The 25,375-nt window shown below is 72.9% G+C and carries 27 protein-coding genes; 12 read left to right on the forward strand and 15 right to left on the reverse strand.

Features of this window, described 5'->3' with window-relative positions; translation table 11 throughout:
* Window positions 1-5: 5 nt before the first annotated feature.
* Window positions 6-2,420: a caspase family protein gene (locus ACWEVP_RS12745; protein ID WP_452062693.1), complete on the reverse strand. Its 2,415-nt coding sequence runs from the start codon at window positions 2,418-2,420 to the stop codon at window positions 6-8.
* Window positions 2,421-2,482: 62 nt separating this feature from the next.
* Window positions 2,483-3,607, reverse strand: coding sequence for an erythromycin esterase family protein (locus ACWEVP_RS12750; protein WP_452062694.1), 1,125 nt, complete (start codon window positions 3,605-3,607; stop codon window positions 2,483-2,485).
* A gap of 31 nt (window positions 3,608-3,638) precedes the next feature.
* Between ACWEVP_RS12750 and ACWEVP_RS12755 the strand changes: the two genes are divergently transcribed.
* Window positions 3,639-4,253 (forward strand): TetR/AcrR family transcriptional regulator, encoded by a 615-nt coding sequence (locus ACWEVP_RS12755; protein WP_452062695.1) that lies wholly within the window; start codon window positions 3,639-3,641, stop codon window positions 4,251-4,253.
* On the opposite strand, the gene ACWEVP_RS12760 is transcribed toward ACWEVP_RS12755, so the two are convergent.
* The 3 genes from ACWEVP_RS12760 to ACWEVP_RS12770 are packed head-to-tail and all read right to left on the reverse strand — an operon-like array spanning window position 4,234 to window position 8,433.
* Window positions 4,234-4,704, reverse strand: coding sequence for an N-acetyltransferase family protein (locus ACWEVP_RS12760; protein WP_452062696.1), 471 nt, complete (start codon window positions 4,702-4,704; stop codon window positions 4,234-4,236). The genes ACWEVP_RS12755 and ACWEVP_RS12760 overlap by 20 nt on opposite strands.
* A complete protein-coding gene (recG, locus tag ACWEVP_RS12765) occupies window positions 4,701-6,854 on the reverse strand; it encodes an ATP-dependent DNA helicase RecG (RefSeq protein ID WP_452062697.1) in 2,154 nt (717 codons plus the stop codon). The genes ACWEVP_RS12760 and recG overlap by 4 nt, the downstream gene beginning before the upstream one ends.
* Before the next feature lie 4 nt (window positions 6,855-6,858).
* Window positions 6,859-8,433, reverse strand: coding sequence for a DAK2 domain-containing protein (locus ACWEVP_RS12770; protein WP_452062698.1), 1,575 nt, complete (start codon window positions 8,431-8,433; stop codon window positions 6,859-6,861).
* A gap of 134 nt (window positions 8,434-8,567) precedes the next feature.
* Between ACWEVP_RS12770 and rpmB the strand changes: the two genes are divergently transcribed.
* Window positions 8,568-8,759: a 50S ribosomal protein L28 gene (rpmB, locus tag ACWEVP_RS12775; protein WP_003091970.1), complete on the forward strand. Its 192-nt coding sequence runs from the start codon at window positions 8,568-8,570 to the stop codon at window positions 8,757-8,759.
* Window positions 8,760-8,808: 49 nt separating this feature from the next.
* On the opposite strand, the gene ACWEVP_RS12780 is transcribed toward rpmB, so the two are convergent.
* The 3 genes from ACWEVP_RS12780 to ACWEVP_RS12790 all read right to left on the reverse strand — a co-directional run bounded on the left by ACWEVP_RS12780 (window position 8,809) and on the right by ACWEVP_RS12790 (window position 10,882).
* Complete coding sequence (locus tag ACWEVP_RS12780; protein ID WP_452062699.1) at window positions 8,809-9,576, reverse strand: alpha/beta fold hydrolase; 768 nt, start codon at window positions 9,574-9,576, stop codon at window positions 8,809-8,811.
* A gap of 67 nt (window positions 9,577-9,643) precedes the next feature.
* Window positions 9,644-10,321, reverse strand: coding sequence for a uracil-DNA glycosylase (locus ACWEVP_RS12785; protein WP_452062700.1), 678 nt, complete (start codon window positions 10,319-10,321; stop codon window positions 9,644-9,646).
* A 30-nt stretch (window positions 10,322-10,351) separates the two neighbouring features.
* Window positions 10,352-10,882, reverse strand: a complete 531-nt coding sequence (locus ACWEVP_RS12790; protein ID WP_452062701.1) for a gamma carbonic anhydrase family protein — start codon at window positions 10,880-10,882, stop codon at window positions 10,352-10,354.
* 38 nt (window positions 10,883-10,920) lie between these two features.
* On the opposite strand from ACWEVP_RS12790, the gene ACWEVP_RS12795 reads away from it, so the two are divergent.
* Window positions 10,921-12,117, forward strand: coding sequence for a glycoside hydrolase family 27 protein (locus ACWEVP_RS12795; protein ID WP_452062702.1), 1,197 nt, complete (start codon window positions 10,921-10,923; stop codon window positions 12,115-12,117).
* On the opposite strand, the gene ACWEVP_RS12800 is transcribed toward ACWEVP_RS12795, so the two are convergent.
* Window positions 12,104-12,583: a GNAT family N-acetyltransferase gene (locus tag ACWEVP_RS12800; protein WP_452062703.1), complete on the reverse strand. Its 480-nt coding sequence runs from the start codon at window positions 12,581-12,583 to the stop codon at window positions 12,104-12,106. The genes ACWEVP_RS12795 and ACWEVP_RS12800 overlap by 14 nt on opposite strands.
* Before the next feature lie 16 nt (window positions 12,584-12,599).
* Window positions 12,600-13,556, reverse strand: a complete 957-nt coding sequence (locus tag ACWEVP_RS12805) for a thiamine-phosphate kinase (protein ID WP_452062704.1) — start codon at window positions 13,554-13,556, stop codon at window positions 12,600-12,602.
* A gap of 137 nt (window positions 13,557-13,693) precedes the next feature.
* On the opposite strand from ACWEVP_RS12805, the gene ACWEVP_RS12810 reads away from it, so the two are divergent.
* Together ACWEVP_RS12810 and ACWEVP_RS12815 are read left to right on the forward strand one after the other, a co-directional pair.
* Window positions 13,694-13,927: an Lrp/AsnC family transcriptional regulator gene (locus ACWEVP_RS12810; protein ID WP_003091994.1), complete on the forward strand. Its 234-nt coding sequence runs from the start codon at window positions 13,694-13,696 to the stop codon at window positions 13,925-13,927.
* Window positions 13,928-13,946: 19 nt separating this feature from the next.
* On the forward strand, window positions 13,947-14,480 hold the full coding sequence (locus tag ACWEVP_RS12815; RefSeq protein WP_452062705.1) for a DUF3515 domain-containing protein: 534 nt from the start codon (window positions 13,947-13,949) through the stop codon (window positions 14,478-14,480).
* Here ACWEVP_RS12815 and ACWEVP_RS12820 read toward each other — a convergent pair.
* Together ACWEVP_RS12820 and pdxR are read right to left on the reverse strand one after the other, a co-directional pair.
* Entirely contained in the window at window positions 14,477-15,571 is a 1,095-nt protein-coding gene (locus ACWEVP_RS12820; RefSeq protein ID WP_452062706.1) for a D-alanine--D-alanine ligase family protein, read from the reverse strand. The two genes, ACWEVP_RS12815 and ACWEVP_RS12820, sit on opposite strands and share 4 nt — an antisense overlap.
* Before the next feature lie 106 nt (window positions 15,572-15,677).
* Window positions 15,678-17,063: a MocR-like pyridoxine biosynthesis transcription factor PdxR gene (pdxR, locus tag ACWEVP_RS12825; protein WP_452062707.1), complete on the reverse strand. Its 1,386-nt coding sequence runs from the start codon at window positions 17,061-17,063 to the stop codon at window positions 15,678-15,680.
* A gap of 81 nt (window positions 17,064-17,144) precedes the next feature.
* Between pdxR and ACWEVP_RS12830 the strand changes: the two genes are divergently transcribed.
* A complete protein-coding gene (locus tag ACWEVP_RS12830; protein ID WP_452062708.1) occupies window positions 17,145-17,795 on the forward strand; it encodes a pyridoxamine 5'-phosphate oxidase family protein in 651 nt (216 codons plus the stop codon).
* Here ACWEVP_RS12830 and ACWEVP_RS12835 read toward each other — a convergent pair.
* Window positions 17,773-19,194, reverse strand: a complete 1,422-nt coding sequence (locus ACWEVP_RS12835; protein ID WP_452062709.1) for a sensor histidine kinase — start codon at window positions 19,192-19,194, stop codon at window positions 17,773-17,775. The genes ACWEVP_RS12830 and ACWEVP_RS12835 overlap by 23 nt on opposite strands.
* On the reverse strand, window positions 19,191-19,901 hold the full coding sequence (locus ACWEVP_RS12840; RefSeq protein WP_452062710.1) for a response regulator transcription factor: 711 nt from the start codon (window positions 19,899-19,901) through the stop codon (window positions 19,191-19,193). The genes ACWEVP_RS12835 and ACWEVP_RS12840 overlap by 4 nt, the downstream gene beginning before the upstream one ends.
* Before the next feature lie 148 nt (window positions 19,902-20,049).
* On the opposite strand from ACWEVP_RS12840, the gene ACWEVP_RS12845 reads away from it, so the two are divergent.
* The 6 genes from ACWEVP_RS12845 to ACWEVP_RS12870 all read left to right on the forward strand — a co-directional run bounded on the left by ACWEVP_RS12845 (window position 20,050) and on the right by ACWEVP_RS12870 (window position 24,849).
* Window positions 20,050-21,396, forward strand: a complete 1,347-nt coding sequence (locus tag ACWEVP_RS12845) for a ferredoxin reductase family protein (protein ID WP_452062940.1) — start codon at window positions 20,050-20,052, stop codon at window positions 21,394-21,396.
* A gap of 12 nt (window positions 21,397-21,408) precedes the next feature.
* Complete coding sequence (locus tag ACWEVP_RS12850) at window positions 21,409-21,864, forward strand: FMN-binding protein (protein ID WP_452062711.1); 456 nt, start codon at window positions 21,409-21,411, stop codon at window positions 21,862-21,864.
* Window positions 21,861-22,601: an FAD:protein FMN transferase gene (locus ACWEVP_RS12855; RefSeq protein ID WP_452062712.1), complete on the forward strand. Its 741-nt coding sequence runs from the start codon at window positions 21,861-21,863 to the stop codon at window positions 22,599-22,601. Before ACWEVP_RS12850 ends, ACWEVP_RS12855 begins: the two co-directional genes overlap by 4 nt.
* 61 nt (window positions 22,602-22,662) lie before the next feature.
* Window positions 22,663-23,043, forward strand: coding sequence for a VOC family protein (locus ACWEVP_RS12860; protein ID WP_452062713.1), 381 nt, complete (start codon window positions 22,663-22,665; stop codon window positions 23,041-23,043).
* Window positions 23,040-23,858, forward strand: a complete 819-nt coding sequence (locus tag ACWEVP_RS12865) for a class I SAM-dependent methyltransferase (RefSeq protein ID WP_452062714.1) — start codon at window positions 23,040-23,042, stop codon at window positions 23,856-23,858. Before ACWEVP_RS12860 ends, ACWEVP_RS12865 begins: the two co-directional genes overlap by 4 nt.
* Before the next feature lie 13 nt (window positions 23,859-23,871).
* The gene (locus ACWEVP_RS12870; protein WP_452062715.1) at window positions 23,872-24,849 is read left to right on the forward strand and encodes an asparaginase; all 978 of its coding nucleotides are present in this window, start codon (window positions 23,872-23,874) and stop codon (window positions 24,847-24,849) included.
* Window positions 24,850-24,854: 5 nt separating this feature from the next.
* Here ACWEVP_RS12870 and ACWEVP_RS12875 read toward each other — a convergent pair whose 3' ends face one another.
* Complete coding sequence (locus tag ACWEVP_RS12875; protein WP_452062941.1) at window positions 24,855-25,334, reverse strand: cysteine dioxygenase; 480 nt, start codon at window positions 25,332-25,334, stop codon at window positions 24,855-24,857.
* Between the last annotated feature and the right edge of the window lie 41 nt (window positions 25,335-25,375).

Raw genomic sequence — 25,375 nt, forward strand, 5'->3', positions numbered from 1 at the left:
ACAACTCAGGACTGTCGCTCGATCGGCTGATTCCGCCGGGCCGGCACGACTACGTCGGCGGCGAGCAGCACGAGCGCCACGACGGCGACGACCTGCCCGGCATAGGTGAGCGAGGAGTAGTCGGCGAGCGCGGCGAAGGTCGGCGGCAGCACGGCGACCGGCCCCGCGAGCCCCGTGGCGAGGACGGCGGGCGTGACGGGCCGCAGCACGACGGCGACCACCGGGACGACGACGGCCACCAGGGCCCCGAGCAGGAAGTAGGCGCCGTTGCGCCCGGCGCTGTCGGAGTCGTAGGCGGCGAGTTCGGCGAGCTGGAACACCCAGCCGGCGGCGGCCACGATCCCCAGCGCGACGGCGGCCCAGGAGGCCCACCCGGTGATCGGCCCGGCGCGGAGACCGCCGTTCCGCCGAAGCGCGACGAGGGCGGACACGCCGGCGACGGCCCAGGCGAGGTGGGCGAGCAGCGCGAACGTGAAGCCGGCGTCGAGTTCGGTCGCCGAGCCGGTGGACAGGGTGAGCGCTTCGCCGATGAAGCGCATGAGCCCGAAGAGGGCGGCCAGGCCGGCACCGAGGAGAAGGGCGGGGCCGGTCCGCGAGCGGGTCCGCGGGACGAGGCTGAGGACCCCGCCGAGGAGCGCGCAGGCGGCGACGAGTCCGACGGAGTACTCCATGCCGGGGCGGTACTGGGCGAGGGTGTAGCTGTCGTAGCGGTAGTTGAGGGGCAGCCCGGCGACGGCGAGGACGGTCCCGGCGACGGCGAGGACCCCGGCAAAGCCACCGACGGGATCAACGGCACGGGTACGACCACCCGGCGCGGCTTCCGGCTCGGACGCGAGCGCGGGCTCGGGATTCGCCGCGACCGCCGGCTCGGGGCTCGGCTCCGGTTCCACCGGCGCGGGCGCGGGCTCCGGTTCCACCGGCGCGGGCTCGGCAGTCCCGGGCCCGACTGCGGCTGGCCCGGGTTCGGCGCCGGCAGCTTCCCGCGCGGTAATCGGCTCGGGCTCGACGGCGGCTGGCCCGGGTTCGGCGCCGGCAGCTCCCCGCGCGGTGACCAGCTCGGGCTCCACCGCCACCGGCCCAGGATCCGCGCCGGCAGCTCCCCGCGCGGTGACCAGCTCGGGCTCCACCGCCACCGGCCCGGGATCCGCGCCGGCAGCTCCCCGCGCGGTAATCGGCTCGGGCTCCACCGGCGCGGGCTCGGTCTCGATTTCCACCTCCACCACCGCGTCCCCCGTCGGGCCGGTCACCACCACCTTGCCGCGCCGGACACCCGACTCCCCCGCCGTCACCGACAGCTCCGCCCCGCCGGCCACCTCGGCCGCCCGGATCCACGCGTGCGACGCGTCGAACCGCACCTCCCGAGCCACCGGCGGCCCCGAAACCCGGACCGGAGCCGACGCCCGCGAACCCGCCGGGGCCGACAACCGCACCGCGGCCACGTCCACCCGCACCACCGCGAACGACAACGCGTCCGCGGCCGCCGCCGCCACGTGCTCGATGTCCGTGGCCGCCATCGACCGGAGCGCCTCGAACGCCCCCACCGCCACCGGCAGGTTGTCGCTCGCCAGCCGGCGGCGCAGCTCCGCCACCGCGCCCAGCCTCGTGAACGGGTTCTCCGCCGCGATCGCCCCCGCCAGATCCGGCGGGACCGGGGACGGCTTGATGCGCCGTCGCCTGCTCTTCGCCAGGTACAGCTCGCCCTGCATCTCGATGTCGCGGCTCGGCGTCTGCTTCGGGTTGCGCTCGCGGACGCGGTCGAACAGGTACTCGTACAGCTCGCCCAGCGCGATCCAGCCGTCCTCGTCGCGGTCGGCCTCGCCCGTGCGCAGCCCCTCCACCAGCGCCGCCGTGAACACCGACGGCTGGGCCGGCTCGTCCGAAGCCAGCGTCGCCCCCTCGAACGCGTACTCGATCGAGTTCGACGCCGTGATCACCGCCCGGCCGCGGCCGCCGCGGAAGCTGTCCAGGACGTTCGCGTCGCCGGACGCCCGGACCGCCACGCCCTGGCCGAACGCCCCGCCGTAGCAGCAGTCCAGCAGCAGCACCACGCTGCGCGAGCGCGTCTGCCGGATGCACTGCTGGACGAACTGCGCCGGCACGGCCGTCGACCGCAGCCGGTCCGGGCGCGTGTTGCGGGCCGCGAAGTACAGCCCGCCCGCGTCGTCCTTCAAGCCGTGGCAGGAAAAGTGCAGCAGCAGGACGTCCTCGGGGCGGCCTTCCGCGCACAGGTCCTCGATCTCCGCCTGGACCACGTGCGCGGTCTCGTTCCGCACCACGCGCACGTCGAAGTCGCTGATCGCCCGGTCGGCCAGCACGCCGGCGAGGGCGTCGGCGTCCGCCGCGGGCGAGCCCAGCCGCTGCAGTCCCGCGTTGTCGTACTCGCCGTTGGCGACGATCAGCGCCCGCCTCCGCCCGGCCATACCGGTAGGAAACGCCCGCGAACCCACTACGGCAATCAGCCGAACGGGCACACCTGTCCGGTTCAGGCCCGGAAAATCGTTTCCTGCCCCTTCAGGCAGATGACCGCGTCGAACGCCGAAGCGACGTCGACCGAAACCGTCATGTGCGCGTGCCGGATGCCCGTCGCCGCCGGCCGCGCGACCACACACGGCGCCCGGGGAGCCAGCACCGCCTCGACACTGCCGTCCGCGGGCGGGTCGAGGGCCTGCTCGAACATCCGGAACCCCAGCGGGAAACCGTCGTCGGGAGCGAGCCCGGTCGTCGTCCCCGAAACCGCGGTCAACGCGAGCGCGAAATAGCGGTTCCCCAGCTCGGCCGCGAGGAGCGTGCCGGCCGACGGCGCCGTCATGCCCGGCATCGGCGAGAACGGCAGGCGCTGGAGGTGTCCGTTGTGGAGCATCAGGACGATCTTTTCGCCCGGGTGCCGCCGGCGCAGCAGCCGCACGGTCTCCGCCATGTACGTGTCCCGCGACGAACTCTGCGGCTCCGGCGCCTGCCCGGCCATGAGCGCGGCCAGCTCCCGCAGGTACAGGTCGACGCGCAGCGCACCTTCCGCGTCGTGCACGGCTTCGGGCGCCAGCGACTCGACATGTCCTTTGAGGACGGTCAACGCGGTCGTCGCCGCGTCCCGCGCCTCGACGCTCATCGCGCCGTGCCGCGCGGGCGCGACCGCGCTGCTGACCGACGCGTAGGGGGCACAAGCCGCCAGCGCGTTGTCCACAAGGGACACGTTGGCCGGATCCACCCGCGACAGGACTTCCCGGACCGCCCGCAGCGCGGGCACCGGCGAACCCGCCGAACCCGGCACGTCGAGCCCGTGGAACCGGACCCCGCGCCCCCGCAGCCAGGTCAGCATCGAGTGCACCTCGGCCGAGTCGCCGAGGCCGAACGTAAAGCCGTCCCTGGCCACGTCGGCGACGTCGCCGGGGCCGCCCCGCAGCCAGGTGTCGACCAGGCGCCCTTCGGGAAACCCGCCCTCGAACCCCAGCACGGTGAACCCGAGCTCGGTGACCAGGTGCCGGAGGAGGCGGTCGCGCAGCACCCCGAACTCGCGGATGTGATGGTTGTTCTCGCCGATGGCGACGACCTCGGCAGCGCCGATCAGCTCGGCGACGGAAGCGACGTCGATGGAGTCGGGTTCTGGCATACTGGGCACACTAACGCAACAGGAGTAGCAGTTGGCAACCGAGATTTCCGGGACCAAACGCCCGGGCGGCCGCACCGAGCGGACCCGCCTGGCCGCGCTGAACGCCACCTTGGAGCTGCTCGGGGAACGTGGGTACGCGGAGCTGACCGTCGAGGCGGTCGCCGAGCGTTCCGGCGTCCACAAGACGACGCTCTACCGCCGCTGGGAGTCCGCCGAAGGCCTGGTCGCGGCGGCGCTGCTGATGGGCACCGAGCAGGAGTGGACGGCGCCGGACACCGGTTCGCTGGAGGGCGACCTGCGCGGGATCAACCTGGAGCTGGTGCACTACTTCACCTCGCCCGGCGAGCGCGAGCTGCCGACGGCGTCGATCTCGGCGGCGTTCCTGTCGGCCCGCGCCGCGGACGCCCTGCGCGAGTTCTACGTCGACCGCCACGCGCGCTCGGCCGTCGTGGTCGACCGGGCCGTCGAACGCGGCGAGGTCCCGGCGGGCACCGACGCGGTCGAGGTCGTGCGGTTCGCGTGCGGCCCGGTCTTCTACCGCCTGTTCGTCTCCCGCGAAGGCGTGACCCCGCGGGACGCCGGAGTCGCCGCGAAAGCCGCCGCGGCCGCGGCGAGAGCCGGCGTGTTCACCGCAACCGGCGGCTGAACCGCCGCTCCTCCAGCGTGACGCGGCCGTCGTCGACCGTCTCGGTCTGGGTGACGCCGTCGTCGACCCAGCCCTGCCGCGCGTAGAAGGCCTTCGCCCGCTCGTTCGTCGACAGCACCCACAGGACGGCGCTGTCCCCGGGCAGCTCTTCGACGACCCGGTCGTGCAGCGCCCGGCCGAGGCCGCGGCCCCAGTGCTCCGGCAGCAGGTACAGCGCGAAGAGCCGGCCGGGACCGAACGCCGCGAACCCCACGACGACGCCGTCCTCCTCGGCGACCAGGACCGGACCGGCGCCGTTCTCGAGGTGCCGGGCCCACGACGCCGCCCGCGACTCGGCCGACAGCCGGGCGAGGAAGTCCGCGGGGATCAGCCCCGCGTAGGCCGCCTGCCAGGACCGCACGTGGACCTCGCCGATCGCGGGCGCGTCGGCCACCGTGGCTTCGCGGATCAACTCTTCTCCAGGTACTCGGCGCGGTCGACGTCGACGACGTCGGCCACCATCTGGGCCAGGCCCCGGTACTTCTTCAGGTCCGGGTCCTTCTCGACGATCTCCTGCGCACTGGCTCGCGAAGCCGCGATCACGTCTTCGTCGCGCAGCAGCGAAAGCAGCTTCAACGTCGACCGCTTGCCGGACTGCGCGGCGCCGAGGATGTCGCCTTCGCGCCGCAGTTCGAGGTCGAGGCGCGACAGCTCGAAGCCGTCGGTGGTCGACTCGACCGCCGCCAGCCGCTCGCGCGTGGCCGTGCCGTCGAGGGCCTCGGTGACCAGCAGGCATAGGCCCGGCACGCTGCCCCGGCCGACGCGGCCGCGCAGCTGGTGCAGCTGGCTGACGCCGAAGCGGTCGGCGTCCATGATCACCATCGCGGTCGCGTTCGGGACGTTGACGCCGACCTCGATCACCGTCGTGGCCACCAGGACGTCCAGCTGACCGGCCGAGAACGCCCGCATCACGGCGTCCTTGTCGTCGGGCGGCATCCGGCCGTGCAGCACGCCGATCTTCAGCCCCTGCAACGCGCCGTGCTCCAGGTCGGGGGCGACGTCGAGGACCGCGAGCGGCGGGCGCTTGTCGCTCTTGTCCGACGGCGGCTCGTCGCCGATCCGCGGGCACACGACGTACCCCTGGTGCCCCTTGCCGACCTCTTCCCGCACGCGCTGCCAGATCCGCTCGAACCACGCGGGTTTCTCGGCGACCGGCACGACCGTGGTGGAGATCGGCGAGCGCCCGACCGGCATCTCGCGCAGCGCGGACACCTCCAGGTCGCCGTACACGGTCATCGCGACCGTGCGCGGGATCGGCGTCGCGGTCATGACGAGCACGTGCGGGCTGGTGTCGCCGGACCCGCGGGTGCGCAGCGCGTCCCGCTGCTCGACGCCGAAGCGGTGCTGCTCGTCGACGACGGCCAGACCGAGGTCGGCGAACTCGACGTGGTCCTGGATCAGCGCGTGCGTGCCGACGACGATCCCCGCCTCGCCGCTGACGATCTCCAGCAGCGCCTTCTTGCGTTCCTTCGCGCCCATCGACCCGGTCAGCAGCGTCACCTTCGTGGCGTTCTCCGCCGCGCCCAGCTCGCCGGCCTGGCCGAGGTCGCCGAGCATCTCCCGCAGCGACCGCGCGTGCTGCGCGGCGAGAACTTCGGTCGGCGCGAGCATCGCGGCCTGCCGCCCGTTGTCGACGACCTGCAGCATCGCCCGCAGCGCGACGATCGTCTTGCCGGAGCCGACCTCGCCCTGCAGCAGCCGGTTCATCGGGTGCTCGGAGGCCAGGTCGGCGGCGATCTCGTCGCCGATCCCCCGCTGGCCCGCGGTGAGGTCGAACGGCAGCCGCTTGTCGAAGGCGTCCATGATGCCGCCGCTGACGTGCGGGTTCGCCTTCGCCGGCCGCGAGATCGCCGAGTGCCGCCGCTGCGCGAAGATCAGCTGGACGGCCATCGCCTCGTCCCACTTGAGACGTTTCTTCGACGCTTCAAGGTGCGCCCAGTTGCTCGGGCGGTGGATGCCATGCAGCGCGGTGTCGAGGTCGGACAGCTTGTGCAGCCGCCGCAGCTCGGCCGGCATCGGGTCCTCGTCGACCTCCAGGACGTCGAGGACCTGGCGGACGCACTTGGCGATCGACCAGGTCGGCATCCCCTGCGCCGCCGGGTAGACCGGGATGATCGCGGCGAGGAAGTCGTCCATGGCCTCGTCGGCGCGGTCGGCCTCGAAGAGCTCGTACTCGGGGTTGGTCAGCTGCAGCGTGTCGCGGAAGGCGGACACCTTGCCGGCGAACAGGCCGGTCTTGCCGGGGACGAGGTCCTTCTCCCGCCAGGCCTGGTTGAAGAAGGCGCAGGTGAGCCGGCGCTTCCCGTCGGTGATCACCATGTCGAGGATGGTCCCGTTGCGGGACTTCATCCGCCGCTTGCTCACCTTCTCCACGCGCGCCAGCACGGTCGCGTGCTCACCCAGCTCGAGGCCCGCGATGTCGGTGAGCTCGCCGCGCTCGGCGTAGCGGCGGGGGTAGTGGCGGAGCAGATCGCTGACGGTCTCGATGCCCAGCGACGTGGCGAGCGCCTTCGCCGTCTTGGCGCCCAGCAGCAGCGGCAGCTTGTCGCGCAGTCCGGCCATCTCGCTATTCGACTCCCATCAGCAGCACGGCGCCGGTCTGGCCGCCGGCGTAGCCGGCCAGCTCCACCTCGGGGTGCTCCACCCGTAGCTGCTCGGCGAGCTCCTCGGCGACCCCGGGCGGGACGCCGGCCCCGCTCAGCACCGTCACCAGCTCGCCGCCGAGCGCCAGCATCCGGTTGAGCACCTTCATCGCGGCGGCGACCAGGTTCGTCTCCGACGCGGGCGCCGGCTCGATCAGCACCACTTCGTCGTCGACCAGGCCGACCACGTCGCCGGACTGGGCCCGGCCCACCCAGGTTAGCGACTCCTCCTGCGCGATCCGCAGTTCGCCACGCCTGGTCGCGGCGGCCGCTTCGGCCATCGCGACGACGTCGTCGTTGGTGCGGCGCCCGGCGTCGTGCACGGCGAGGGCGGCCAGCACCTGCACCGGCGAGACGCACGGGATGACCACGACGTCGCGGTCGGCGGCCATCGCGTGCCCGGCGGCGGCGTCGACCGCCGCGGTGAGCCCGACGCTGCCCGGCAGCACGGTGACGTGCTGCCCGGCGGCTTCGTTGAGCAGGCTGATCACGTCCTCGACACTCGGCGTCCCGCCCTCGGGAACGGCCAGCACGGGAATGCTCTCGGCGCGCAGCAGCTCGGCCAGCGCGCCGCCGTGCACGACGGCGACGACCGTGCGGTCGATCCCGCCGCCCGGCTCGATCGGCGTCGGCGTGAGCAGCGGTTCGACGCGGACCTTGCGCGGGCGGCCCAGCGCGAGGCCGGCTTCGATGGCGGCGCCGATGTCGGCGCAGTGGACGTGCACGGCGTGGCTGCCCGAGCCGTCGCCGGCGACCGTGACGCTGTCGCCGAGGCCGCTCAGCTCCTTGCGCAGGGTCGGCAGGCTCTGCTCGTCGACGCCGTCGAGGAGGTACATGACCTCCCAGGCGTAGGCCTGCTCCTGCGCGGTGGGCACTTCCAGCGCGTGGTCCCGCTCGACGGCGGCGCCGGTGAGGACGCCGACCAAGGCGTCGAGCACGGCGACGAGCCCGCGGGCACCGGCGTCGACCACCCCCGCCCTGGCCAGGGCGGGCAGCTGCAGGGGCGTCTTCTCGAGGGCGTGCGCGGCCTCTTCGGCGGCTTTCCGCGCGACTTCGCCGAGGCTGCGCGTGTCCCCGCGCACGGCCAGGGCGACGGCGTGCAGGACGGTGAGGATGGTCCCGGCGACCGGGCGGCTCACGGCGCCGGTGGCGACCTCGTCGGCGTGGCCCAGCGCGGCGGCCAGCCACGCGCCGTCCAGCTCGCCTTCGGCGCGGTCCGCGAGCCCGCGCACGACCTGGGAGAGGATGACACCGGAGTTGCCCTTGGCCGCGGCGACCGCACCCCGGGCGAGGACCTTCAGCGCCTCGGCGGCGGTTCCCGGCGCGGACTGCTCCAGCTCCCGCGCCGCGCCGCGCATCGTGAAGAGCATGTTGGAGCCGGTGTCGGAGTCGGCGACGGGGTAGACGTTGATCTCGTCGATGGCCGGCCGCAGGCTCGCCAGGCTGTGCACACAACCCGCAGCCCAGGCCGACACCGCCGCCGCGTCCAGCACCCGCACCCCGTAACCTCCTGACCGGTCCTCCGGCAGCGTATCGACCCGGTGCCGAGGGCCTCGATCGCAGTAGTTACTATGGTCGAGTTGCCCAGTGCATCTGGGCTCATTTCTATGACCCAGATCCAAAGGAGTTCGACGTGGCTGCCGTGTGCGACGTCTGTGGCAAGGGACCCGGCTTCGGCAAGTCGGTCTCGCACTCCCACCGCCGTACCAACCGCCGGTGGAACCCGAACATCCAGACCGTCCACGCCAAGGTGGGTGTGTCCCAGCGCAAGCGCCTGAACGTGTGCACGTCCTGCATCAAGGCGGGCAAGGTCGTTCGCGGCTGAGGCGAGAAGAGTTTGGGTGGCGGGTGCTCCTCGGAGCACCCGCCATTTTCTATTTCAGGAAACCTGTCAGCAGCTCCTTGAGCGTTTCCGGGTACTGCAGCACCCCGTGGTCCTGGCCTTCCAGCGTCTCGTGACGGGCGCCAGGCACCGCCGCGGCCGCCGCGCGGGCGCCCGCCTGCAGGGTCTCGTCGCTGGCGCCGCCGCCGATCACCAGCGCCGGGATCGCGATGCGGGCCAAGGAGGCGCGCGGGCGCGCGTCCGGGCCGACGATCGTCAGGTCGTACGGCAGCGTGTGCGCCAGCGCCGTGAACCAGCCCCACACCGGCGCCTGCTTCATCCCCTCGATCATCTCCGCCGGAGTGCCCGCGACCTCCAGGAACGTCGCCACCGCGCCGTCCCGGTCCCCCGCCGCGAGCAGGGCGCGCACTTCGTCCACCACGTCCGCGCGCGGGTGCTCGTCCGTCGCGTACGGCGGCTCGTACGCCACCACCTTGTCGATCCCGATGCCCGCCGCGGCCGCCTCCAGCGCCAGGACCGCGCCCGACGAGTGGCCGAACACCGACGCCGTGCCACCCGCGTGCGCGATCAGCGCCGCGAGGTCCTCGATCTCGCGTTCCACCGCGTACTCGGCCGAGTCGCCGGAATCACCACGGCCTCGCCGGTCGAAGGTGATCGCCGTGAAGTCGCCGGCCAGGACCTCCGCCAGGCCCACCGTGGTCGTGCGGTCGTTGAACGCGCCGCCGACCAGGATCACCGGCGGGCCGTCCCCGCGCCGCTCGAAGAAGATCGACGTGCCGTCGGCCGAGGTGACGTTCATGGTTTCCTCCGGAAAGGGGTTCGTTTCCCCCTGGTCGGAGCCGTCACGTCGATCCGGACACGGCTCCTCAGGGAAGTTTCCAGTCGACCGGCGCCGCGCCCTGCTGTTCCAGGAGCTGGTTGGCCCGGCTGAACGGCCGCGACCCGAAGAAGCCGTTGTGCGCCGAAAGCGGGCTCGGGTGGGCCGACTCGATGCACGGCACCTCGCCCAGCATCGGCCGCAGGTTCCGCGCGTTGCGGCCCCACAGGATCGCCACCATCGGCTCCGAGCGCGCCGCGAGGGCCTTGATCGCCTGCTCGGTGACCGCTTCCCAGCCCTTGCCCTGGTGCGAGTTCGACTTCCCGGGCTGCACGGTCAGCGACCTGTTGAGCAGCAGCACGCCCTGGTCGGCCCACGGCGTCAGGTCGCCGTTGGACGGCAGCGGGTGCCCGAGGTCGTCGCAGTACTCCTTGTAGATGTTGACCAGGCTCTTCGGGATCGGCCGGACGTCCGGCGCCACCGAGAAGCTCAGGCCCACCGCGTGCCCGGGCGTCGGGTACGGGTCCTGCCCCACGATCAGCACGCGCACGTCGTGGAACGGCTGCTTGAACGCCCGCAGCACGTGCTCACCCGCCGGCAGGTACGTCCGGCCCGCGGCGATCTCCGCGCGGAGGAACTCCCCCATCGCGGCGACCTGCGGCGCCACCGGTTCGAGGGCCTTGGCCCAGCCTGCCTCGACGATGTCCTGCAGCGGTCGTGCGGTCACGGCGCGCAAGCCTACCCGGCGTGGCCGGCGTCACCCGAGCGGGTCGAGCCGCCTCAGCTCCGCCTTGAACCGGCGGCCGCGCTCGACGTAGGACTCGACGACCAGCGCGATGTTCTCCGCGCTGAACGAGGTGTTCTCCCGCGTCTTCCCGGGCACGCCCAGCGCGATCTCCCCGGTTTTGACGTACGAGCCGTACGACAGGACCGCGCCCGCGCCGACCATGCCGCCGTCCTCGATCACCGAGCCGTTGAGCACCACCGAACCGGACGCGATGAGGCAGCCTGTGCCGATCGTCGCGCCCTCGACGTGCACCGCGTGCCCGATCGCCGACGACGGCCCGAGGATCGTCGGGTGCCGCTCGGTGCAGTGCAGGACGCAGCCGTCCTGGACGTTCGAGCGCTCGCCGATCTCGATGTAGCCGTGGTCGCCGCGCAGCACGGTCTGCGGCCACACCGACGCGTGCGCGCCGATCCGGACGTCGCCGATCACCGTCGCGTCCGGGTGGACGTAGGCGTCGGGGTGGATCGTCGGTTCGAGCGAACCGAGTGCGTAGATCGGCATGCCGCCTCCGGGTGACTGCGGTTTCACGTGTCCTGCGATTGGATCACGCCATCGCCGTCAAGCCGAAAACCAGCCCGCTCCTGATCCTCCTCGTCGCGGTGACGTGGCTGCTCAGCCTGCCCACGGCGTCCCCCGCGCTCGCGAACGGCCTGGCCGGGACGCCGCCGATGGGCTGGAACAGCTGGAACCAGGTGCGCTGCCACGACCTGACCGAGGACGTCGTGAAGCGCGCCGCCGACGCGCTCGCGGACACCGGACTGCGTGACGCGGGTTACCGGTACGTCGTCGTCGACGACTGCTGGCAGGCGCCCGCGCGCGCCGCCGACGGGTCGCTGCGGGCCGATCCGGCGCGGTTCCCGCACGGCATCGCCGACCTCGCCGACTACGTGCACTCGCGCGGTCTGCTGTTCGGCATCTACGCGGTACCCGGCAGCCGGACCTGCGCGATGGCCAACGACGCCTACCCCGCGTCCGGCATCGGCTCGCTCGGCCACGAACGCCAGGACGCCGAGACGTTCGGCCGCTGGGGTGTCGACTACCTCAAGTACGACTGGTGCAACGCCGACACGGTCGACGGCCTCGACCGCAAAGCCGCGTTCGAGAAGATGCGTGACGAGCTCGCCGCGCTGCCCCGCCCGATCGTCTACGCGATCTCCGAGTACGGCGTCTCCAGCCCGTGGACCTGGGCGCGGCCGGTGGCGAACCTGTGGCGGACCACCTACGACCTCACCGCGACCTGGGATTCGGTGCTCGCGACGATCGACCAGCAGGCCGCCGTCGCCGTGCACAGCGGCGGCCCGGGCGGCTGGAACGACCCGGACATGCTGCAGGTCGGCAACGGCACGCTGACCGCCGACGAGGCCCGCGCGCACTTCAGCGTCTGGGCCGTGCTGAACGCGCCGCTGTTCGCCGGCACCGACCCGGCGAAGCTGAGCGAGGCCGACCTCGCGACGCTCGGCAACCCCGAGGCGATCGCCGTCGACCAGGACTTCGCGGGCGGCCAGGGCCGCCGGCTCGCCGCCGGGCCCGGCTACCAGGTGTGGGGGAAACCGCTTACCGGCGGCGGGTTCGCGGTGGTGCTGCTCAACACCGGCAGCACCACCGCGACCGTCTCCGCGCCGATCCCCGGTTCGTGGAACGTCCGGGACCTCTGGGCCCACCGGGACATCGGCACCGGTGTCTCGGCGACCCTGCGGCCGCACGCGGCGGCCCTGCTGAAGCTCACGCCGAGGTGAGGTCCTTGCCGAAGCACCGGCTCTCCGGCTCGTTCTTGTACACGCCGAAGTTCGGGATTTCGGCGTACCCCGACGACGTGTAGAGCGCGATGGCCTCCGGCTGCTTGGTGCCGGTTTCGAGGACCGCGCGCTTGCGGCCGCACAACGCCGCCGTGCGTTCCAGCTCGGACAGGATCATCCGCGCGAACCCGCGGCCCCGGGCGGAATCGGCGACGTACATCCGCTTGAACTCGGCGTCGCCGTCCCGGAAGTCGGGCGCCGGGCCGTCGTGGGCGCGCCACGCTCCGCAGGCGACCGCTTCCTCGCCCTGGTAACCGACGAGGAAAACCCCCTGTGGGGGGTCGAAGTCCGCCGGGCTCATCGGGGTCACGTCCTCGTCGCCGTAGCGCTCGACGTAGACCTGCTGCACCGCGGCCATGAGCTTGGCCGCGTCGGGGTGGTCGTAGGGGACCGGAACGATTCTCACGTCCACCGACTCTAGATCAGCGCCAGTGGGTCCAGCCGCCTTCTCGCGAGAAAGGCTTGCCGTCCACGGTGATCCCGGAGTCCGCCATCGTGACGACGCCGATCGTGCGCCAGCCGTCGGGCAGTTCGGTGAACGGCGGGAAGGTCGCCGCGAGGGCGTGGTCTTCGCCACCGGTGAGGACCCAGTCGAGGGGGTCGGCGCCCAGTGCGGCGCCGACTTCGGTGAGCCGGGCCGGGATTTCGAGGTCGGCGGTGCGGACGTCGAGGCCGACGCCGGACGCCTCGCCGATGTGCCCGAGGTCGGCCAGCAGCCCGTCGGAGACGTCGATCATGGCCGTGGCCCCGGCGAGGGCGGCGCGCGGGCCGGCTTCGTAGGGCGGTTCCGGGCAGCGCTGGGCGTTGACGACGCCGACCGGGGAGCGGAACCCGCGCCCGAGCACGGCGAGGCCCGCCGCGGCCCAGCCGAGGCGCCCGTTGACGGCCAGGAGGTCGCCGGGGCGGGCCCCCGAGCGCGTCACGGGTTCGCGGTCGCCGAGGTCGCCGAGGGCGGTGACGCTGATCACGAGCTGGTCGGCGCGGACCATGTCGCCGCCGGAGACGCCGATGCCGGCACGTTCCGCCTCGGCCCACATACCGTCCGCGAGACCGGTGACGACCGCGTGCGGGGTGTCGGGCGGGCAGGCCAGTCCGACCAGGACGGTCGTCGGGGTGGCGCCCATGGCGGCGATGTCGGCCAGGTTGACCGCGACGGCCTTGCGCCCGACGTACTCGGGCGGTGACCAGTCGAGCCGGAAGTGGACGCCCTGGACGAGCACGTCGGTGCTGGCGACCACGCGGCCGTCGGGCGCGGCGACGACGGCGGCGTCGTCACCCGGACCGAGCAGGGTGCCCGGCGGCTGGCGCCGTCCTTCGGTGACGGCGCGGATGAGCGCGAACTCCCCGGTCTCGGCGACCGTTCCGTCGTTCGGTGACACCGGTCACCTCTGCTTTCTCTACCGGGACAAAGGTCGATCACCGATAGTCGGATGCCCTATGTTTTTTGATGAGCTGGCGATACGTTGCTGATGACGTTCCTACCTTGAGCCGATCGATCCCGACGAAAGGGCGCGCCGTGGTCCACGCATACATCCTCATCCAGACCGAGGTCGGCAAGGCGGCCGCGGTGGCTGCCGAGATCTCCAGCATCCCGGGTGTGACCAGCTCGGAGGATGTCACCGGACCGTACGACGTGATCGTCCGCGCGGCGGCGGACAACGTGGACCAGCTGGGCCAGCTCGTGGTCGCGAAGGTGCAGAACGTGGAGGGCATCACGCGGACGCTGACCTGCCCGGTCGTCCATCTCTGACCAGTGGTGTAGTGGTCGGGTGCCTGATTCCGACACCGGTGCCCCGCCCCGGGTGGTCTTCGTCACCGCGGCCGCGCTCGCCGTGGCCCTGGCGGTAGCGGTCGCCGTCTTCGCGTTGACCAAGGGCTCCGAGCAGCCCGAAGCCGGTCCCCTGCCGCTGGTCCCGGTCACCGCCCCCGAGTCGGGGTCGCCGGCCTGCGCCACGCTGCTGGGCGCCGTCCCGGCGGAACTGACGTCGAACGGCAAGTCCCTCAAGGTGCGCGAGCTGGCCGCTCCGGCGCCGCCGGCGACGGTGGCCTGGGGCACCGAAGACCCGCTGGTGCTGCGGTGCGGGCTGAACCGTCCGCCGGAGCTGACGCCGACGGCGGCGTTGCGCCTGGTGAATGGCGTCCAGTGGCTGCAGGTGCCGGGCGAGGGCGCGTCGACGTGGTACGTCGTGGACCGCGAGGTCTACGCGGCGCTGACCGTGCCGGACAGCGCCGGGACCGGTCCGTTGCAGACGATCTCGGACGCGGTGGCGGCGAAGCTGCCGGCCCGGCCGCTGAAGTTCTAGCGGAGGCCGGTGCCGCGGGCGATCGCCGTCTCGATGAGGGTGGTCAGCAGCGTCGCGTAGTCCACGCCGGTGACCTCCCACATCTTCGGGTAGGCGGACTTCGTCGTGAAGCCGGGCATGGTGTTGACCTCGTTGATGGTCAGCTCGCCGTCGGCGCCGACGAAGAAGTCGACGCGGGCGAGGCCCTGGCAGTCGAGCGCGTGGAAGGCCCGCACCGCCATCGCGCGGAGCTTCTCGGTGAGGGCGTCGTCGAGCTTGGCCGGGATGTCGAGCTCCGCGTCGTCGCCGAGGTACTTGGTTTCGAAGTCGTACCAAGCGTTTTCGTCCTCGGACAGGACGCGGATCTCGGCGGGCAGCGAGGCTTCGACGTGCCCGTCCGGGAATTCGAGGACCCCGCACTCGACCTCGCAGCCGACGACGGCGGCCTCGACGAGGACCTTGGGATCGGTGGCGCGCGCGAACTCGATGGCGGCGTCGAGGTCGTCCCACGACGTGACGCGGCTGATCCCGACGGAAGAGCCGGCGCGGGAGGGCTTGACGAACACGGGCAGGCCGAGCCGATCCCGGTCGTTTTCGTCCAAAGTGGACTGCCCGCGCTTGAGCGCGGCGAAGGTCCCGACCGGAAGCCCTTCGGCGGCCAGGAGCTTCTTCGCGGTCTCCTTGTCCATGGCCGCGGCGCTGGCGAGCACGCCGGGCCCGACGTACGGGATACCGGCGAGCTCGAGCAGGCCCTGGATGGTGCCGTCTTCGCCGAAGGCGCCGTGCAGCACCGGGAAGACGACGTCCACCTGGGAAAGGAGTTCGCTTTCCCGCCCGGGTTCGACGGCGACGAGCCCCCGGCTGGAGGGATCGCCGGCGAGGACGAGGCCCTTGCCGTCGTCGACCGACGGCAGTTCGCGGCCGCGGATGGCGAGCTGGGCGGAGTCGCCGGTGCCGAGCACCCAGCGGCCTTCCCGGGTGATGCCGACGGGGACGGCCTCGAACCGCGCCGGATCGAGGTTCCCGAGGACGCTGCCAGCGGACAGGCAGGAGATGGTGTGCTCGCTGCTGCGCCCGCCGAACACGACCGCCACCCGGATCTTCTCGCTCATGGTGAGCCACCGTACCCGGTGACCTCGCGGAACAGCCGAGCCCGGTGCGGCGGGCGGCCCCACCCGAGCGGCGAGCGCAACCTCCCCGGTTCCGGCGCGTCGCTTCCTACGGGAGGGCCTGTCCGCGCAGCAACGACACCAGCGCCGGCAGCGCCGCCACCAGCGCCTCCCGCGAGCACCCCGCGTACCCGATCGCCACGCCGTGCGCCGTCGGCTCGCCCGCGAAGTGCCTTGCCAGCCCGTCCAGCCGGATCCCCCGCCGCTCGGCCGCGGCGATCACCGCCTCCTCCACCGGAGCCGACGGGAACGGCACCACCAGGTGCGCGCCGGCGTCGTCGCCCCGGACCGGCACCCCGGCCGACGACAACGCCCCCGCCAGCAACGTCCGCCGCTCGGCCATCTCCCGGCGCAGTTTGCGCAGGTGGCGGCCCAGATCCCCGTTCCGCGCGAACTCGTACAGCACGCGCTGCCCCGCCGGCGACGGCCGCGTCCCCGTCAGGTCCCGGTACGCCAGCACCGCCGACGTGATGGCTTCCGGCGCCACCATCCAGCCCGCCCCCAGCGTCGGGGTGAGGATCTTCGACGTCGTCCCCAGGTGCACCACCACGTCCGGGGCCAGCGACGCCAGCATCGGCAGCGGCGCCACGTCGAACCGCAGCTCGCCGTCGTAGTCGTCCTCGATCACCAGCATGCCGGACGAGCGCGCCAGCTCCACCAGGGACACCCGCCGCGCCGCGGAGAGCCTGCTGCCCATCGGGTACTGGTGCGCCGGCGAGCAGTACACCGCCCGCGCCCCCGCCGGGATCGCGGAAGGCCGCAGCCCCTCGAGGTCCACCGGGACGCCCACCACCCGCATGCCCGCGCGGCGGAACGCCTGCACCGCCCGCTGGTAGCCCGGCTCCTCGACCGCGACGACGTCCCCGCGTTCCAGCACCGCCGCCGCCAGCTCGACGACCGCCGCCGTCGTGCCGCCCGTCGCCAGCACCGAGCCCGCCGCCAGCCCGCGGTGGCGCAGCAGGTGCTCCGACACGGCCGCGCGGTACTCGGGCAGCCCCGCCCGGTGCGCCCGGACCAGCGGGTCCGGGTCGGCCGCGGCCCGCCAGGCGCGGCGCCAGGCCGCGCGGTCCAGGCCGTCCGCCCACGGCGTCCCCGGCCCGAGGTCGAGCAGCGGGGACGCGGCGGCCTCGGGCGCCGGGACAGCGGGGGCCGGCACCTCCGAAGCCGAAAAGGACGGTGGCGTCGTCACGTACGTGCCGGAGCCGTGCCGCCCGGCGATCCAGCCCTCGGCGTGCAGCTGCTCGTACGCCGCCGAGGTCACCGTGCGGCTGACGCCGAGGCGGCCGGCCAGCGCCCGCGTCGACGGCAGCCGGTCACCCCCGCGCAGGTGCCCGGACGCGGCGGCCTCGCGCAGCGCGTCGGCGAGCTGGACGGCCAGCGGCGTCACCGCCGAACGGTCGAGGCTGACCGGCAGCGCGGTGTCGGCGTGGGTCACGGGAGCCTCCTCGAGTGGACTTCCCAAGTGTACGAGAAGTGGACGTTTTCCGATGCCACTGTGCCGGGAGACGCTGGTCGCATGCTGTCCACCACGCCCCGCACCACGCTCGGCCGCAAGAAGCACCGCGCCGTGACCGACCGCTCGGCGCTGTACGCCGTCCTCGACGAGGGCCTGATCTGCCACCTCGGCATCGTCCGCGACGGCGCGCCCCTCGTCCTGCCGACCGGCTACGGCCGCGACGGCGACGTGCTCTACCTGCACGGTTCCACCGGCGCGGCCAGCCTCCGCACGGCGGCGAAGGACCTCGACGTCTGCGTCACCGTGACGCTCCTCGACGGCATCGTCTACTCGCGCTCGGTGAACAACCACTCGATGAACTACCGCAGCGCGGTGATCTTCGGGAAGGCGACGGCGGTCACCGACGCCGAAGCCAAGATGCACGGCTTGCAGGTGCTCACCGACCACCTGGCGCCCGGCTCGTGGGAGCACGCGCGCGAAGTGAACGCGAAGGAGTTCGCCGCGGTCAGCGTGCTCGCGCTCGACCTCGCCGAGGCGTCGGTGAAGATGCGCGCCGAGGGCCCGGACGACGAGCCCGAAGACCTCGACGCGGACGCCGCGTGGGCCGGCGTCCTGCCGGTCCGGACGGTCTTCGGCACGCCCGAGCCGTCGGCGGACCTCTCCCCCGGCTGGCAGGTCCCGCCGCACGTCAGCGGTCGAGCGGCAACCTGACCGTGAACGTCGTGCGGCCCGGCGCCGAAGCCACCGTGACCGTGCCGCCGTGCGCCGTCACCAGGGACTGGACCACCGACAGCCCGAGCCCGGTGCCGCCGTTGCCGCGGGTGCGGGAGTCGTCGACGCGGAAGAACCGGTCGAAGATCCGCTCCTGGTCGGCGGCCGCGATCCCCGGGCCGGCGTCGGTCACCGCCACGACCGCCTCGGGACCGTCGACCGCCACCGAGACGTGCACCGCGGTCCCCGGCGGGGTGTGCACGGCCGCGTTGGCCAGCAGGTTGTCGAGCACCTGCCGCAGCCGCAGCGGGTCCGCGGACACGAAAGCCGGCGCGAGCGCGGCGGAAACCGGGTGGTCCGGCCGCCCGGCGGCGAACGCGTCCACCGCGTCGCCCGCCAGCTCCGCCAGGTCGACGCGCTCGGGCCGCAACGGCGTCTCGGCGGCCCGGGCGTCGAGCCGCGCCAGCAGCAGGAGGTCGTCGACGAGCACGCTCATCCGGGCCGTCTCCGAGCGGATCTTCGCCAGGTGCGCCTCCCGCTCGGCCGGCTCGTTCGCCGCCGCGTAGCGGAAGAGGTCGGCGTAGCCCCGGATCGACGTCAGCGGCGTGCGCAGCTCGTGGGAGGCGTCGGCGACGAACCGGCGCAGCCGCTCGTTCGCCTCGGTCTTCGCCGCCAGTGACGTGTCGATGTGGGCCAGCATCACGTTGAACGCCGTCCGCAGCTCCTCGACCTCGGCGCCGCCGCCGGTGCCCGCCGCGCGCACCGGGAGGTCGGCGTTCGCCGTGAGGTCGTGCGACGCGATGTCGTGTGCGGTGCCCGCCATGTCGGCCAGCGGGCGCAGGCCGCGGCGCAGCACGAGCCGCCCGACGACCACCAGCACGCCCAGCGCGAGCGCGAACGCGGCGACCTCGACCCAGACCAGCTGCCGGACCGTGCCGTCGAGGTCCTTCTGCGGCGCCGCCGACAGCAGCACCGACCCGGTGTCGACCGGACACGCGCGCACCCGGTACGGCCCGTCGCCGTACAGGTAGACGGTGCGGGTGACGTCGCCGTCCACCGCGTCGGCGGCGATCTTCGCCAGCTGCTTCGCGTCGCCGGGCAGCTGACCACCCGGTTCGGGCGTCGCGACGCCGTCGCGCACCTTGTACAGCGCCGAATACCAGGAGTAGACCGACTGCGGCGAGCCGTGCGTCTCGCGCAGCTGCGGCAGCTGGGTGTTCTGGCTCTTGGACAGCTGCTCGTCGAGCCGCCGGTCGAGGTAGCCGTGCATGATCCCGACCGTCGTGACGCCGACCGCGGCGAACACGACCAGCGCGAGCGCGCCGAGGCCGAGCGTGATCCGGGTGCCCAGCCGGGTGCGCTGCCAGGCCCCGTACCACCGGCGGAAGAAGCGCTTCACCGGGTGGCCCGGCGCACGACGTACCCGACGCCCCGCACGGTGTGGATCAGCGGTTCGCCGTCGCCCGCGTCGACCTTGCGCCGCAGGTGCGAGATGACGAGTTCGACCACATTGGACCGGCCGCCGAAGTCGTACTCCCAGACGTGGTCGAGGATCTGCGCCTTGGTCAGCACCGACGGCGACCGCCGCATGAGGTAGCGCAGCAGCTCGTACTCGGTGGGGGTGAGCTCGGCGAGGCGGTCGCCGCGGCGGACCTCGCGGGTGTCCTCGTCCAGGGTCAGGTCCCCGACGCGCAGCACCGCGCCGCGCGCCGCGGCCGGCACGCCGCCGTGGCTGCGCCGCAGCACCGCCCGCAGCCGCGCCATCAGCTCCTCCACGGAAAACGGTTTCACGAGGTAGTCGTCACCCCCGCGGGTGAGCCCGGCGACCCGGTCGGAGGTCGCGTCCTTGGCCGTGAGGAAGACCACGGGGACCGCGCCGCCGTTCTCGCGCAGGCGGTCGAGCACGGTGAAGCCGTCGAGGTCGGGCAGCATCAGGTCGAGCACGACGATGTCCGGCCCGAACTCGGCGGCCCGGCTCAGCGCGGCCTTCCCCGATCCGGCCGTGACGGCGTCCCAGCCCTCGTACCGGGCGACGGTGGCGACGAGGTCGGCGATGTGCGGCTCGTCGTCCACGACGAGCAGGCGCACGGGTTCGGCGGGCTGCACCCCGCCATCTTCTCCCGGCGCGCGGGCACCCGGCGAGGCGGCGGCGCGGGCCGACAGGAATCCGACAGCCGCTACCCAGACTCGCCACAGGGTCCGTGGCGAGGCTGGCCTTCGTGAACCGAAACCGAAGGGGATCCGTGTGACCACCATGACGCAGACCGCCGAGGCCACGCGCCCGGCGATCCGCCCCCGGATCGCCGCGAAATCCGGCCTCTTCCTCTTCCTGGGCGCCAACGTGGCGGCCGTCACCGCGCTGTTCGCGGAGGCCGGCCTGTCGCAGAACGTGCTGATCAGCATCGGCAGGCTCGCCGGCATGTACGGCGCGCTGGCCATGGCGGTCCAGCTGCTGCTGGTCGCCCGGCTGCCCTGGCTGGACCGGCGGATCGGCATGGACCGGCTCACCACGTGGCACCGCTGGACCGGCTTCACGATCCTGTGGACCCTGCTGGCGCACCTGGTGTTCATCGCCTTCGGCTACGCGGAGGTCTCGAGCAAGGGCGTCGTCGACGAGCTGGTCGAAATGGCCAATACGCTCGAAGGCATCCTGCGGGCGCTGGTCGCGTTCGCCGTGATCCTGATGGTCGGCGCGGCTTCGGCGAAGTTCGCGCGCAAGCGGCTGGCGTACGAGACGTGGCACTTCATCCACCTCTACACCTACGCCGCGGTGCTGCTGGCGTTCACCCACCAGATCGCGCTGGGCCAGTCGTTCGCCGGTTCCGAGACGGCGAAGACCTACTGGTGGACGCTCTGGCTCGGCGCCGGCGCCGCCGTGCTCGCCGGGCGGGTCGTGCTCCCGCTGTGGCGGAACCTGCGCCACCAGCTGCGGGTGACCGCCGTCGTGTCCGAGGCGCCCGACGTGGTTTCGGTGTACATGACCGGCAAGCACCTCGACAAGATGCCGGCACGGGCGGGGCAGTTCTTCCTGTGGCGGTTCCTCACGAAGGACCGCTGGTGGCAGGCCAACCCCTTCTCGCTGTCGGCCGCGCCCGACGGCCGCACGCTGCGCCTGACCGCGAAGGCGCTCGGCGACGCCAGCGCGTCGCTGCGCAACCTGCGCGTGGGGACGCGGGTGTTCGCCGAAGGCCCGTACGGCGCGTTCACCACGATCCACCAGCGCCGGCCCAACGCGCTGCTCGTGGCCGGCGGGGTCGGGATCACGCCGATCCGGGCGCTGCTGGAGGACATCGACGGGCACGTCGTCGTGCTCTACCGGGTGCGCACGCAGGCCGACGCGGTGCTGCTGCCGGAGCTGAACGGGCTGGCCAAGGCCCGAGGCGCCGTGGTCAGCGTCCTCACCGGACCGGACCAGGCGGTCGGCCCGCGCGGGGCGATGCTCGGCCCGGCGAACCTGCACATGATGGTGCCGGACGTGCACGAGCGGGACGTGTTCGTCTGCGGCCCGCCGGGGATGACGTCGGCCGTGCTGCGCAGCCTGCGCGAGCTGAAGGTGCCGAAGACCCAGGTCCACGCCGAACGCTTCAGCCTCGCGGCCTAAGGGGATCCTGTCGTGAAGAAGACCATTTTCGTCGTCGCGCTGTCGATCGCGGGGTTCATCGCGGTCTGGCGGTTCGAGCCGGGGCCGGTGCACAACACCGCCGTCGCCGCGCCGGCCCCGCCCAGCACCAGCGCACCGTCCACATCGGCCGCCCCGCCGGCCTCGACATCGGCGTCTCCGTCCACTCCGGACAGTGCGAATGCGACGGTGACCACCCAGGGCACCGCGGAGTCCAGCCGCTACGGCACCGTCCAGGTGCAGGTGACCTTCACCGGGTCGCGGATGGTCGCGGTCACGCTGCTGCAGGCCCCCGACGACGGCCGCGCGCTCACCGCGTTGCCGCGCCTGCAGGAGGAAGCGATGAAGGCCCAGAACGCCGACATCGACACGGTGACCGGCGCGACCGAGACGAGCGAGTCCTACAAGACGTCGCTGCAGGCGGCCATCGACGCACGGGGCAGCAGATGACCACGCGCGTGGAGCAGGTGATGGGCCTGCCGATCTCCCTCGACCTGCGGGACGAGGGAGATTTCGCCGAGATCGTCGACGAGGTGTTCGCCTGGTTCCGGGACGTCGACGCGAAGTTCAGCCCGTTCAAAGAGGACAGTGAAGTCAGCCGCTACGACCGCGGCGAGCTGACCGCCGCCGAGCTCAGCGACGACCTCCTCGAAGTGCTGGAACTCTGCGCGTACTACGAACAGCTCTCCGGCGGCGCGTTCCGCGCGCGGCTGCCCGGCCGCGGCCTCGACCCGTGCGCGGTGGTGAAGGGCTGGGCGGTGCAGCGCGCCGCCGACATGCTCAAAGCCGAAGGCGCGACGACGTTCTGCCTCAACGCCGGCGGCGACGTCGTCACCGCCGGCGAGCCGCGGCCGGGACGGCCGTGGCGGGTCGGCGTCCGCCACCCCGAGCAGCCCCTATCCGTGTGCGCGGTGCTGGAGTCGCGCGACGGCGCCATCGCGACGTCGGCGGCGTACGAGCGCGGCTCGCACATCCTCGACGGCCGCTCGGGCGCGCCGGCGACGGGGCTGCTGAGCGTCACCGTCATGGCCCGCGACCTGGTCACCGCGGACGCGCTGGCGACGGCGGCGTTCGCGATGGGCGCCGAAGGCATCACGTGGGCGGCCGACCGGCCGGACTGCGAGATCCTCATCGTCGACGACAGCCGCCGCGTGCACCGGACGGCCGGGCTCGCGCTGGCGTCCTGAAATCGGTCGCCGTCGCGCCGCGGCTCGGCCAGACTCGGGTCAAGCCGACCCGAGGAGTGCCATGCCGTCGTCCGTCCTGCACGTGTCCGTCGATTGCGCCGATCCGTACAAGCTGTGCCAGTTCTGGAGCGAAGTCACCGGGAAGCCGGTGCCGGACGAGGACCAGCCCGGCGACGACGAGTGCGGCATCCAGCTCGAGGGCGGCATCGACATGCTGTTCCTGCGCGTGCCCGAACCGAAGACCGTCAAGAACCGGCTCCACGTGTGCCTGCAGCCGGACATCCCGCGCGACGACGAGGTCGAGCGCATCCTCGGGCTGGGCGCCACGCTGGTGAACGACCTCCGCAAGCCCGACGGCACCGGCTGGGCCGTGCTCGCCGACCCCGAGGGCAACGAGTTCTGCGTGCTGCGCAGCGCGGCCGAACGAGCCGCGACGTCGTGACGGATTCCTTCGCCGTCAACAAGGCCAACTGGGACGAACGCGCGGTGCTGCACGCGGCGTCGCCCGGCTACGGCTTCGACGACTTCGTGACGGATCCGGCGCACCTCAGCGACGTCGTGCGGTTCGACCTCCCGCGCCTGGGCGACATCCGCGGCCTGCGCGCGGTGCACCTGCAGTGCCACCTGGCCACGGACACCATCTCCCTGGCCCGGCTCGGCGCTTCCGTGACGGGACTGGACTTCTCCGGGCAGGCGCTCGCGGAGGCCCGCAGGCGAGCCGAGGCGGCGGGCGCGTCCATCGACTTCCACGAAGCCAACGTGTACGACGCCGTCGAGGTGCTGGGCGCCGGTCGGTTCGACCTGGTCTACACCGGGATCGGCGCGCTGTGCTGGCTGCCGTCGGTGGCGCGCTGGGCCGCGGTGGTCGCCGGTCTGCTGCGTCCGGGCGGGCGGCTGTTCATCCGGGAGTGCCACCCGATGCTGGGCACGCTCGACGAAACCGCCGACCCCGCGGTGCCGCGGTACCCGTACTTCGAGCACGCCGAGCCGCTCGTGTTCGACGAGCCGGGCAGCTACGTCGAAGTGACGGGCGAGCAGCACCACACCGTGACCCACGAGTGGGCCCACTCCCTCGGCGAGATCGTCACCGCCCTGCTGGACAACGGGCTGGCGCTGACCGGGTTCACCGAACACGACAGCGTCCCGTGGGACGCGCTGCCCGGGCAGATGGTGCGCGACGGGAACGAGTGGCGGCTGCGGGACGCGCCGCCGCGGCTGGCGGCGAGCTACACGCTCCAGGCGGTCAAGACCGGCTGAATAGGGTGGCCGCATGCCCTTGATCGCCCTCGCCACCCTCGGCGGCACCATCTCCATGGCCCCGGCCGCCGGTTCCGGCGGTGCGGTGCCCCGGCTCGGCGCGGCCGACCTGCTCGGCGGTCTCGGCGACCTGCCGATGGACGTCCTCGCCGAGACGCTGGCCGGCATCGGCAGCGCGTCGCTGGACTTCGCGACGCTGCTGCGGTGCCGCGACTGGGGGCTGCGGCAGGAAGCCGACGGGTTCGTCGTCGTCCAGGGCACGGACACCCTCGAGGAGACCGCGTACTTCCTGGAGCTGGTCTGGCCGTCGGACGTCCCGGTCGTGGTCACCGGGGCGATGCGCAACGCGGGGCTGCTCAGCCCGGACGGCCCGGCCAACCTGCGTAACGCACTGACCGTGGCGGCCGACCCGCGCAGCCGCGGCCGGGGTGCCCTGGTGACGCTGAACGACGACGTCCACGCGGCGCGCTGGGTGCGCAAGGCGCATTCGACCCACCTGGAGGCGTTCTCGTCGGCGCCCGCGGGTCCGCTCGGCACGGTCGTCGAGAACGCGGTGCACTACTTCCACCCGTCGCCGCCGCGGCCGCCCGCGTTGACCGGGACGCGCTTTTCGGGGCTGGTCCCGGTGGTCGAGGCCGGTCTGGACGACTCGGGAGCGGTGCTCGCGCACGCGGCCACGCAGCCGGACGTGCGCGGGATCGTGGTCGCGGCGACCGGCGCGGGCCACGTGTCCGCCGGCACGGCCGACGTGATCGCGCGGCTGGTGCCTTCGCTGCCGGTCGTCGTCGCCTCGCGAACGGGCGCGGGCCCGACGCTGCGTTCGACGTACGGCTTCCACGGTTCGGAGTCGAGCTTGATCGCGATGGGCGCGACGATGGCCGGCTGGCTCGACGCGCGCAAGTCCCGCATCCTGCTGCACGCGCTGCTGGCCTCGGGAGCGGACCGGGCCGCGATCGAGCGCGGGTTCCGCGCCCGCGGCGACCTGGACTGAAGCGGTCAGTCGAGGACCGGGCCGCCCAGCAGGTCCAGGTGGTAGGAGCGCATCGCGCGCTCCGCGTCGCGGTAGACGTGGACCGAGACCGCCGGGTCCGGGCCGTCGTTGCGCACCTCGTGCACGTACCCCGGGCCGAACACCCGCGACTGCCCCGCCGACAGCGCGTGCAGCTCGGTGACCGCGCGGCCGTCCGGCGCGCGCCGGGCCACCGCCTCCGTCAACCGGCCGCTGACCAGCGTGAACGCGCCGCTGGCGAACGCGTGGTCGTGCAGGTCGGTGTGCTGTCCGGGCAGCCAGCTCATCAGCCAGACCTCCTGCCGCTCGTCCTTCTCGACGAGCGTCGCGAAGCGCTCGTCGGGGTCGTAGCGCAGCAGGTGCTTCCAGCGGTCGCGGTCGGCTGCGACCTCCAGCGCGACGCGCACCGGGTGGCGCAGCGCGGGGTTTTCGGGACGCAGCAGGGTGTTGTCGGGAACGGCGAACATGAGGGTCCTCACGGGTGAAAAGGAGTGTCGAGCCGGGCCGG

Source organism: Amycolatopsis sp. NPDC003865 (assembly GCF_053605345.1).

Coding starts and splice junctions, on each gene's coding strand:
- ACWEVP_RS12875 (WP_452062941.1), bottom strand. CDS start 25,334: ATGTTCGCCGTTCCCGACAACACCCTGCTGCGTCCCGAAAACCCCGCG.
- ACWEVP_RS12780 (WP_452062699.1), bottom strand. CDS start 9,576: ATGAACGTCACCTCGGCCGACGGCACGTCGATCTTCTTCGAGCGGCGC.
- ACWEVP_RS12820 (WP_452062706.1), bottom strand. CDS start 15,571: ATGAGCGAGAAGATCCGGGTGGCGGTCGTGTTCGGCGGGCGCAGCAGC.
- ACWEVP_RS12870 (WP_452062715.1), top strand. CDS start 23,872: ATGCCCTTGATCGCCCTCGCCACCCTCGGCGGCACCATCTCCATGGCC.
- ACWEVP_RS12830 (WP_452062708.1), top strand. CDS start 17,145: ATGCTGTCCACCACGCCCCGCACCACGCTCGGCCGCAAGAAGCACCGC.
- recG (WP_452062697.1), bottom strand. CDS start 6,854: ATGGCCGGACTGCGCGACAAGCTGCCGCTGCTGCTGGGCGCCAAGACG.
- ACWEVP_RS12750 (WP_452062694.1), bottom strand. CDS start 3,607: ATGCCAGAACCCGACTCCATCGACGTCGCTTCCGTCGCCGAGCTGATC.
- ACWEVP_RS12790 (WP_452062701.1), bottom strand. CDS start 10,882: ATGCCGATCTACGCACTCGGTTCGCTCGAACCGACGATCCACCCCGAC.
- ACWEVP_RS12845 (WP_452062940.1), top strand. CDS start 20,050: ATGACGCAGACCGCCGAGGCCACGCGCCCGGCGATCCGCCCCCGGATC.
- ACWEVP_RS12860 (WP_452062713.1), top strand. CDS start 22,663: ATGCCGTCGTCCGTCCTGCACGTGTCCGTCGATTGCGCCGATCCGTAC.
- ACWEVP_RS12745 (WP_452062693.1), bottom strand. CDS start 2,420: ATGGCCGGGCGGAGGCGGGCGCTGATCGTCGCCAACGGCGAGTACGAC.
- ACWEVP_RS12855 (WP_452062712.1), top strand. CDS start 21,861: ATGACCACGCGCGTGGAGCAGGTGATGGGCCTGCCGATCTCCCTCGAC.